The organism is Rhodococcus sp. P3_B8, from assembly GCF_056402775.1.
Genome location: NZ_JBFUGT010000323.1, coordinates 1 through 7,158 on the forward strand (window position 1 = coordinate 1; position 7,158 = coordinate 7,158).

Below are 7,158 nucleotides of genomic sequence, written 5' to 3' on the forward strand. Positions count from 1 at the left end.
GGCGTCGACCACGGCGTCGACCACCCCGCGCCTGCGTCCGGCTGAAACGATGCGCCCAGCACCGCTGTAACGCCTCACCGGCGATACCGGTGGCGGCCGATCCCGCAGTCGGACCTGCTGGTTTGCCCGTTTTCGGCCTCCGTGCGGGCAGCGCTGGGTAAGGGACCCTCCAGTCAGGACGGAGCGCTGGCTCTGGCAGTCTGAAGTGGCCCCGACAAGGTGGGGCCAGATCGAGTTGACAGAGCCAATGCCGCCGACAAGGTGGTTGCGACCGAATTCTTCTCCACCACCCGCGCCGGTTATCGGGCCATGCTGCGCTGGATGCGTACCCACGGCGACCTCGCCCGGATCGGGGTCAAGTGCACCGGTTCCTATGGTGCCTCAGCCGCGACGCCGCGGCGCCATCCGGTCGCGGCGAGGCCGGTGGGGTCAAGAGATGACAAAGCATCCAAGGGCCTCTCATTTTGACGTTGCGGTCACCGCGCCGCCACGCTTGAACGTCTGCACTAGCAGGGTCGCGTGTACCGATTCGACGCGAGATTCCCAGGGGCCGTTGACGAGGAACTCGCGCAGCTCGGCGATGTCGTGAGCGGTGACATCGACGACGAGCGGATAATCGCCCATTACCATGGCCGCGTAGCGTACGCGAGGTGAACGGGCGAGCGTGGTTCCGATATGTTCGGCGTGCTGGGGAGCGCACCGGATCCACAGCAGCGCCTCGACGGGCAGGCCGAGCAGCGTTGGTTCCACGACAGCGCGGATTCGGACCACGCCGCGCTGGATCAGTTGATCGATGCGCCGCCGCGCGGTGGCCTCGGAGAACCCGGCGAGCGAGGCGATCGATTCGAACGGTGTGCGTCCGTCGGCGACGAGGGCGTCGATGATGGCGCGGTCCACGTCGTCGACCTGCAAGCCGATGCGGGTCTGCTCCTGTGGGACGTAGGGCAATTCGAGGTCGGCGACTTGCGCGGGGGTAAGCACTCCGGCGCGCCATTCGGCCACCGTCCGGAAGTGCTGTAGCGCCGGGGTCAACCGGTGGGTGAGGGCCCCGTCCAGTTCGGTGCCCAGCAGGGCGGGCAGCGCGTCGAAGTCCGCCGTCACCTCGGCGATGACTTCGGCGGATTCGGCCATTACGTAGACGAACACCGATTGCGGCCACGACGCCAGAGTGCGGGCCACCGACTGCACCTTGTCCGGTCGGCACTGCACCCTCAGCAGGTGCGTCGGGGCGAGTGCGGTAAGTCCGACGACTTGCACGGTGCCGTCCTCGAGGAGAGCGGCACCGCGGCGGGCGACGGTCCGGACCGGTTCGTCGAGCACTTGCGCGATCCGCCGCCACGATGCCCGGCCGTTGACCTGAAGGGCCTCGGTGATCCGAAGAGCGAGGGGATCGAGTGTTTCCGGCACCGGCTCAGTATTCACCCCGCGCCAGTTCGCTCTGCCGTTGGTAGGCGCGTTCCGGCCGATGGCGGCAATGGTGGCGTGGTTCATGATCGGAAGGCGGGCACTTCGTGTTTGATCGCCGGCCGCGGCAGGCGACGCCGAATCGCCTCGGCGACGATCAGCACCACGATGTTCGGTCCGAGTGCGACGAAGCCGGCATCCCAACTGCCAGTCGGAATCTCGAAGAACGTGATACAGCTGACGACCAGCACCCCCACGACAATGCCGGCCAGCACCGGGATCGCCCCCACCGTGACCCGTCCCCGCAGCGCCACCAGGACGGCGGGGGCGAGCTGTGTCAGTCCGCCATAGGTGAGCAGCAGCAGGCTGGCGATGCTGGCACCACCCAGGCCGAAACCCAGCGCCAGGATAATGGCGGCCGCGACGACGGCGGTGTTCACCCGCATACGGGTCTTCTCAGATCCACCGGTGATCAGATTGCGCGACACCAGGGTTGAGATCCCCATGACGATCGCACTCGCCGGAACCATCGCCGCCGAGGCGCCGCCGATGGCGACGACCGCGACCAGCCAGTCGGGCAGCGTGAGCGTTGCGGTCTCGAGCAGGACGTGGTTGCCAGGGGTGTCGGTCGACAGGACCAGGATGGCGCCCAGGCCGACGACGATCGGGGCGAACAGCAGCAGTTGGTAGAACGCGAGCCAGGTGTAGTTGTGGCGCAGGACCGCGCCGCTGCGAGCCGCCAGCATTGGAGGCCACACCTGTGGAAAGACGTTGAGCCCGGCTCCGATCGAGGTGACCACCACCGCCGTGACGAAGAACGTGGCGTCATACCCGGGCGCGGACAGGGTCAACAACTCCGGCCGGTCACTCTGCACCCGCGAGAAGACCTCGGGGATACCGGCGATGCCCACCACGACGCCACCCACCACGACGAGCAGTGCGATCACCATGAGCACGTCTTTGACGATCGCGACCCGCGCGATCCCCCGGATGCCGGCCCAGACGACGAACATGAGGACCAGCATGCTCGCGATGACCATGGACAGTCCGCGACTCGACGCACTACCGGTGGCCAGCTCCACGATCAGGCCGAGACCGGTGATCTGCAGTTGGAGGTAGGGCAGCAAGAAGACCGCGCCGACCAGCGCGACAACCTTGCCAAGCGGCACGCTGTTGAACCGGTCGGTGAAGAAGTCTGCCACCGTCAGATAGCCGTGCCTCTTGCCCAGCTGCCGCATCCGCGGTGAGACGAAGTACATGCCGATTGCCGAGATCGACAGGTAAGCCAACGCGAAGGTGGCGCTGACGCCGCCGGCGAACGCGATCCCGGACAGTCCAAGAAAACTGAATGTCGTCAGCGACTCGCCCGCCTGCAGGAACCATGACCGCCACCGGCTGAAGTTGCGGCCGCTCACGGTCCACTCCTCGAGTTTCCTGGCCCGGTTGCCCGCGATGCCGATCGCGCCGATGGCCACCAGGCCGACAACGATGTAGATGGTCAAAGTGTTCACTGGAGGTCTCCCGGGGTGGTGTCTGCCGCGGCGTGCAGCGGGTCATCAGATTCTTCCGCTGCGTCGATGGCGCCGCCGCCGTCGCGCAGATACGACGCCTCGACGATGCGCAGGGCGACGACGGTGCCAATCACCCAGATCGCGGTCCAGACGAGCACCGACGGAACGCCGAACCACAGGTACGGGCCGTTTACGAAGGGCAAGAAAGGGGTGGACAGGAACCCGAGGATCGGGACTGCGGCGATGGCGAGGCGCCGCGGGCTTTCCAGAACAAGCGACGTCATGAGCGGTTCTCCGGGGTGAGGGCGGGGCGAAGTTTACCGTGTCCGGTGGCGGCTTCGAATGCCGCGGCGACGGCGAGCAGCGCCTGCTCGCCCCGAGCGCGGGTGACAATCTGCAACCCGACGGGCAACCCGCCGGGGGTGAACCCGGCCGGCACCGAAATGGCTGGCACACCAAGGGTGGTGATCAGGTAGCAGGAGGCCATCCAGTCGAGGTAGTTGTGCTGGTCTACGCCAGCGATCTCGGTCGGCCAGAGCTGGGCTGCGTCGAAGGGTGCAACCTGGCTGACCGGGGCGATCAGCACGTCGTAAGTGTCGAAGAAGGCATTCGCGGCGCGCTGCAGCCGGGTCAGCTCAGCAAGCGCCCTGCCGATATCGCGCGCGGCCCTGGCGCGGCCCTCGCGGATGTTCCGCGCCAGGTCGGCCTTGAACGCCTCAGGCGTCGCGTCTAGCTGCTCGCCCCACATGGTGTCGAACTCGACGGCGCGCAGGGTGCGGAAGGTGGCATCGGCGCCGTCGAGATCGGGACAGGCCGGCTCGACGCGCGCGCCGAGCTCAGCGAACACCTTGGCAGCGGTTTCCAGCGGCGCCAGCACCTCCGCGTCCACCGGGACGCGATCGCCGAGGGTGGGCGCCCACGCCACCCGAAGCTTCTTGAGGTCGGCCGGAGTCACGGTCGCCAGCGCAGCCGGATCCTCGTGTAGTGACATCGGGTCATCCCGATGCGGACCGGCAATCACGGACAGCAGCAGTGCGACGTCTTCGACCGTGCGGCCCATGGGACCGCCAGTCACCAGGTTGGGGTACGCCCAGGCCGCCGCGGGGTCCGGCACCCGTCCCTGCGTCGGCCGCAGGCCCACGACGTTGCAGAAGGACGCCGGATTCCGCAGTGAGCCACCCATGTCGCTGCCGTCGGCGATCGGTTGCATTCCGCTGGCCAACGCCGCGGCGGCGCCGCCGCTGCTGCCCCCGGCAGACCGATCGAGAGCATATGGATTGCGGGTCGTGCCGAAAACCGTGTTGAACGAATGCGATCCGGCCCCGAACTCCGGCACGTTGGTCTTGCCCAACCGAATGGCACCGGCGCCCCGGATGCGTCGCACAATTTCGTCGTCCTGCTGTGGAATCCAGTTGGCGTGCAACGGGGAACCGAAGGTTGTGCGCATGCCCCCGGTGGAATGGGTGTCCTTGAACGAGATCGGGAGCCCGTGCAGCCGGCCGAGTGGTTCACCCGCCGCGCACCGCCGGTCGGCCTCGGCCGCGGCCTTCTCGGCGCCCTCGACGTCGAGCGTCACGACCGCGTTGACGGCGCAGTTGTGCCGGTCGATCCGTTCGACGTGCGTCGCGAGCACTTCGCGGGCGGACACGTCGCGGCGCCGCAGGGCGGCCGCCAACTCGGTAGCGCTACCGAAGACCAATGAGTCGTCCACAAGCCATCCCAATTTCTCTCTGTGCCCATCGCGGCGGTGTCGCACCCGGGGTGCCGGCCGTAACACTCAGCGCGCAATGAGAGCCCGATCACAATGTTTGATGTAGGCCAATACAGTAGCAATAGTGACGAATATAGACAAGGGATGAATGTATACAACGATTTGTGCCGACAGATGGCGGATTGCGGAATCTCCAGCGGTCGTCGACGCTTCCTGGGGGCACCCCGACAACCGGCATCCACCGCTGCTCGGTGCCGGGGGCGTGTTCGTCGGCTCGCGCATCTTCAAGTCCGGCGACCGGCGCAGCGGGCCCAGGCGATCGTGCAGGCCACGACTTTCTTCGATGACTCGGATGTGGTCGCCAAGGTCTTGCGGTGTCTGGGTGGGGCGATGGTCGGCCTCAACTTCGAGGGATCCCACAGCCGCGCAGGTCGCCGAGCGCCCGCTCGCTGAAGTCGCTCAATGCCGACGAACACGTAGAGAAGGCTGGACTCGTTGACGGTGTCCTCGGGAATGACTGCGCAGCCAGCCCTGCCACGGTGCACCTACAGCGCTGACAAATCTGCTGGTCCTTGACGGCGAGCACGGCCTGGTTGTTCTTGCCATTCGACAATCCGAACGGCCAGAACCGGCGACTCGCCTCGGATAATCCGACAGCGACTCGGGGCGGTTTCCAACCGTGACGTGTCCGGCGGCTGCCGTATTGCGCACCGTGGGGTCCGTCTCGCGCGGACTATACGGTCTGAACCGACGTTTTCTGGCTTACCGTGGCGGTATGAGAGGTGCGGAGGTCCGCGTGGCCCGGGACTTCGCGGGGTGGGTTGTCGTCTCGGGGATGGACGGTGCGTAACGATACCGATGTCGTCGACATCGTCGCTGAGAAGGACGGGCGCCGACTCTACGCCGAGGTCAAGGCTGCGTCCGCCGCGCCGGATCTGGACGTCGATACCGCCATCGGGCAGCTCGTGCGGCGGATGCCGCGGTGCGGGCACCGCAACGGATTCTCGACCTGTTGGAGATGGCGCTGTATGCGGTCGATGACAACGGCGGCGTGCGGCAGCTCTTCAGCCGGATATGAAAACCGTCCCGGCATGAGCGGGACGTCAGCAGTGCGGGAATGCCATCGCAACGCCCCGCGTGAGTGGGTAGTGCGGTGATGGGGCGGTAGCTCAGTCAGTGAGAGCCGTGGACTCATTACCGATTGGTAGGGTTCGGGCCCGGCCCGCCCCACCGCATTTCATCGCCGAGCCCCCGGGGCCCGTGGACTGCACGGGCTGGGGGCGTGCCCAGGCCACCCGGTAAGCGTGCACGTCAGAGTGGTGTGCCCGGTGATGGTGCCTTCTGGGTGTCGCGACACTCGCGGGTCGGGCACCCAAGGTTTGGGCAGCGGATGATGTTTTGTACAGGAACGGCTCCCTCAGTAATGTTCGGGTAAAGAGCCCCGGAATCTCCGGTGCCCACCCGCGGGAAGGCGGTCGCAATGATGTTCCGAGAACACCTTGCCAGTGGTGTCGGGGTCCTCGGGTTGGTCGTCGATGCGGGTATTGCTCTGATGTCGATGGTGGTCGCAGTTCCGGTCGCCCTTGTTGTCGGGGAGGTGGGCAAGGATCGGGCGGAGGTGCGTGGGCGGAGTCCGTCCGCGGTGCCGCCGGAGTCGACGACGCACGATCTGGGGACGGTCGTCACCTACCGGGGACGGACCGGAGGCGGCCACTAGTGGCTGGGTGGCAGCGGAGGAGAAGGGTGGGAACGTATGGCTGAGATGGACGAGAAGACAAAGGAACTCGGTGATGCGTTGCGCGTCGGTGCCCGGGTCCTGGTCCGCCGGCCGTCGGAGACAGCGGCGACCGGTGCGGTCGTCGAGCGAGTTCGACGAGCGTTTTGATGCCGGCGAGGACGTGACGTTCGCGCTCGTTACGGCCAGTGCCCGGCGCCCGAGCGAGGAGCAGCGGCGTGTCAATGTCGACTTCCCGGTGTGGATGATCTCAGAGTTGGATCGTGAGGCGACTCGTCTCGGGGTTACCCGGCAGTCGCTGATCAAGGTGTGGATCGCCGAGAGGCTCGAACGCAACGGCTCAACGGCCGCCTGATCCTGCCGCGGTGGCGTGGCGGTACCGGAGGGCTCAATCCGTGGACTCGGCTCGGTGGTCTCGGTGTGGGGGCGGTAGTTCTGGTTGCCGCGAGTTGGCCCCCATATGGGCGAAGGCGCCTATGTCGGTGCGCATTTCGATTCCTGGTCGAGAACCGGCGACCGGGTGGGGGGAGTCGGATCGGTTCACCGCGGATGATCTGGTTGCGCCGCGTTCACGGCCGCCTCGGCCGAGGGCTACCAGCTCATGGTGCACCCCGTCGCGGGCATCCCAGGCGGCATGGCCGCCATCGTCGAGGGTCTCGCGAACGTGCCCACCGAGGGGGTCATCGTCATCAGCGTTCCCCACCAGGATGCCGTGCGTGAGGCTTGCGACCGCATCGCCCTGCCCGGAGTGGCGATCGACGATACGAGCCGGACGGTGCGTTTCCCCACCGTTTCCC

6 protein-coding genes and 4 pseudogenes are annotated in these 7,158 nt (G+C 66.8%); 6 read left to right on the forward strand and 4 right to left on the reverse strand.

The window, feature by feature from the left end:
- Positions 1-255: 255 nt before the first annotated feature.
- A pseudogene (locus tag AC1D1G_RS38885) lies at positions 256-381 on the forward strand (IS110 family transposase); the annotation flags it as partial.
- A gap of 78 nt (positions 382-459) precedes the next feature.
- On the opposite strand, the gene AC1D1G_RS38890 reads toward AC1D1G_RS38885, so the two are convergent.
- Genes AC1D1G_RS38890 through AC1D1G_RS38905 form a run of 4 tightly spaced genes read right to left on the reverse strand, consistent with a single transcriptional unit; the run spans position 460 to position 4,626 of the window.
- Entirely contained in the window at positions 460-1,491 is a 1,032-nt protein-coding gene (locus AC1D1G_RS38890) for an Lrp/AsnC family transcriptional regulator (protein WP_477956257.1), read from the reverse strand.
- Positions 1,488-2,915: a sodium:solute symporter family protein gene (locus AC1D1G_RS38895; protein WP_477956258.1), complete on the reverse strand. Its 1,428-nt coding sequence runs from the start codon at positions 2,913-2,915 to the stop codon at positions 1,488-1,490. Before AC1D1G_RS38895 ends, AC1D1G_RS38890 begins: the two co-directional genes overlap by 4 nt.
- Entirely contained in the window at positions 2,912-3,199 is a 288-nt protein-coding gene (locus AC1D1G_RS38900) for a hypothetical protein (protein ID WP_477956259.1), read from the reverse strand. Before AC1D1G_RS38900 ends, AC1D1G_RS38895 begins: the two co-directional genes overlap by 4 nt.
- The gene (locus tag AC1D1G_RS38905; protein ID WP_477956260.1) at positions 3,196-4,626 is read right to left on the reverse strand and encodes an amidase; all 1,431 of its coding nucleotides are present in this window, start codon (positions 4,624-4,626) and stop codon (positions 3,196-3,198) included. Before AC1D1G_RS38905 ends, AC1D1G_RS38900 begins: the two co-directional genes overlap by 4 nt.
- 247 nt (positions 4,627-4,873) lie before the next feature.
- Here AC1D1G_RS38905 and AC1D1G_RS38910 point away from each other — a divergent pair.
- The 5 genes and pseudogenes from AC1D1G_RS38910 to AC1D1G_RS38930 all read left to right on the forward strand — a co-directional run.
- Positions 4,874-5,079: pseudogene (locus AC1D1G_RS38910) on the forward strand (hypothetical protein); the annotation flags it as partial.
- A gap of 343 nt (positions 5,080-5,422) precedes the next feature.
- Positions 5,423-5,704: pseudogene (locus tag AC1D1G_RS38915) on the forward strand (hypothetical protein).
- Between the two features lie 402 nt (positions 5,705-6,106).
- Positions 6,107-6,343: a hypothetical protein gene (locus tag AC1D1G_RS38920; protein WP_477956261.1), complete on the forward strand. Its 237-nt coding sequence runs from the start codon at positions 6,107-6,109 to the stop codon at positions 6,341-6,343.
- 133 nt (positions 6,344-6,476) lie between these two features.
- A complete protein-coding gene (brnA, locus tag AC1D1G_RS38925; RefSeq protein ID WP_477956262.1) occupies positions 6,477-6,716 on the forward strand; it encodes a type II toxin-antitoxin system BrnA family antitoxin in 240 nt (79 codons plus the stop codon).
- Positions 6,717-6,962: 246 nt separating this feature from the next.
- A pseudogene (locus tag AC1D1G_RS38930) lies at positions 6,963-7,158 on the forward strand (LacI family DNA-binding transcriptional regulator); the annotation flags it as partial.